This is a genomic window from Oleiphilus sp. HI0128 (assembly GCF_001635365.1).
In genome coordinates this window covers 1-2548 of sequence record NZ_LWGG01001043.1, presented here as the reverse complement: position 1 = coordinate 2548, position 2548 = coordinate 1, and the positions used below count along the sequence as shown (strand labels likewise).

Genomic DNA, 2548 nt, shown 5'->3' with positions numbered 1-2548 from the left:
TTATCGGCCTTTTCATAATAAGTGAACATATTGTTCATGATGAATCTAGGGTTTACTTATATCAAGGTAATCGAGAAAAGTGGGCTAGGCATAACTTTTTTAGGTCTTTATTTATTATTTTAATACCGCTGGGAGTGCTTATTCAGCCAGAAGTTGATTTAAGTCATTGGATGGTTGTGTTTTTCGTAATAACGTTAATAACGTCAGTCGTTTCTGGTGGGTTATTGAAAGGCAGTGCTCGCCACGGGAAAATTTTGTTTGGTAGCAATTTTTACAAGGAATATTTGCGCCAGTCTAACTATTTTTTATCATCTTTTGTTAGTAAATTTAATCAGCAAAGTGACCGTTATTTGTATGCTTTAATTAGCTACGAGACTCTGTGGATTTATACGTTGATTGCGCAGATCGGGTCTTTGTCGTTGATGTTTTTTGAAATGACCTATATGAGCAACTTTAAGGCAAATATAGTTAAAGATAAGAACTACAGGTTTCAATTTTTGTCTGGGCCTCAGTTAAAGACAATGTCAGGTACAATACTTATTTCAGTTCTGGTATATGCTGTTGCTTGTACTCAGTTAACAGAACTCCAAGAAAGTTTAAATGTAATTTGTTTTGTCGTTTTTGTTGCAATAAATTTGGTGGCTGCGACAAATATGCTGAACTCAGAGAAGTTATTTTGGTACTTAAACAAACCGCGTATATTTACTCGCATAGAGCTTTTTTCTTTTCTATTTGGGCATTTACTCATCGTGCCTATTGTACTTATGTCTGGGTTGATCGTGATCGTAAGAATACCAACACTGTTTGCGTATATATTTAAAATATGGAATGTACGAAAATGTTTAAAAGCTTGAATGAAGTTTGTTACCAATGCGAGCAACTAGATAGCGTTGTTAAGGATATCCGAGATAAGAGTGTGCAATGCTCAAATATCGCAACTATTGAGGGAGACAATAGGTTTTGGAACATTAAAGAAGGGTATTCATCTATTTTTGATGATTTTAAGCTCCTAGCTTCAGATACGTACCAACGAGAGTTGGGGCGTTCGCCAAAAAATATTGTGCTAATGGTAAATCATATCACTGCAGATAACTCGCCAGACGGCAGTGGTGGTGGGTGGCATGTAGACTCTGTGCGTAGTCAATATAAGTTATTCATGTATTTAACTGATTGTACTAAAACTGAAAACGGGCCTCTAACATTATTTACTTCTGGTTCAGTCTGGAAAGATCGACTAGTGATTATTCTTAACTACTTGCGTAGGAATAAGTTTAGATTTACAAACGAAAAAATTTCAGCCTTATCTCATAAAGGGTTCAAGCTAAAACCAGTATTGAAAGAGAAGTGTAATCCATTTTTCGTGAATACATCTTTTATTCATCGTGGGGCAGAAATTACTGAAGGGGAACGGGTTTTGGTGACTGCATACATGTTCGACACTGAGCTTCCTCCTTCAATTGCAAAGAGAGTTGCAGGTTAGTGACGTTAAAGTTTCTCTTAGAACAACTAAGCATTCGTTATTCAAAGGAATTATATTTAGGTTACGGGCGTAGTGACCTATATCATTTTTTGTATGGCTATAAACGTTTCATTATTGAGATTATTCGGTGTTTATTAGCGGTTTTACGCTATCCATGCCGTAAGTCTAGAATTTCAACCGATACGATTTCAGTGTATGCGACAAATAACCAGCGAAAAGCGCTGTCAAGTATAGAGGGGGAGCTTGAGACGAAGCATGACTCCTTGGATATATACGATATTTCCATCTGGTTTAATGCTGCTCGTTTAGCTGTGTGGACATCTAAATTATTCATATTTCCTTTTATGTTCTTTCTTTCTGACAAACGAGAGGGGGTCTACTTTACTTGCAATATGCGTGGCATGGTGTTTTATAATCGTTTGTTGATATCTAAAATTAAGGCTCGTGGTGTAGGCACTGTATGTATATCAAATGATCATGCAGGAGATATTTTTATCATCAGCCTACTTTTGAGGGAAGTAAAAGGAATCAAGGTCGTTTACGTGCAACATGGTGCTGTAAAGGATAGTTTTCCGTCCAACCAGTTTGATAGTATCTATGTGCTTGACAATGAGACCAGAGATATTTATAGACGTTTATCTGTGAATGATTCGGTGGATATAGTTGTAATGGAACAAGAGTCATTGCAGCCCGAATATAGTGCAGTACCGATTGATGTATTAGTTTGTTTTTCTCATCAATTCTATATTGTAAAAACGATAACCCTATTTCGGTATTTATCAAAACAAAGTGACAGTTCAATATTTGTTAGGTTTCACCCTTCGGATAAACTCGCTGGATTGAAGCTTAAAGTTTTGATGTTAATCTGCCGTGTATCTCTATCTAGCTGCGATCTTCCATTTGACAAAGATTTTTCTAGAGCTCGGGTCGTTATTTCAGCCTCTTCCTCCTTGCTAAAAGATGCTTACGCTAAAAAGCTTGCTGAGAATTTGATTTGGTATAAACCGATTGGCTTATCTTGGGACTATTATAATCTTGAGAGCGAATTATCTGTGGCTAAAAATATTA

3 protein-coding genes are annotated in these 2548 nt (G+C 36.4%); all 3 read left to right on the top strand.

From position 1 onward, the window contains the following. Positions 1–854: hypothetical protein (locus A3763_RS28825; protein ID WP_197482955.1), on the top strand; the 854-nt coding region annotated here is incomplete at its 5' end. Further along, a complete protein-coding gene (locus tag A3763_RS17740; RefSeq protein ID WP_068633922.1) occupies positions 839–1480 on the top strand; it encodes a hypothetical protein in 642 nt (213 codons plus the stop codon). The genes A3763_RS28825 and A3763_RS17740, both read left to right, overlap by 16 nt. Further along, positions 1480–2548, top strand: a 1069-nt coding sequence (locus tag A3763_RS17735; protein WP_156495151.1) for a hypothetical protein, incomplete at its 3' end; no start/stop codon positions are given. The genes A3763_RS17740 and A3763_RS17735, both read left to right, overlap by 1 nt.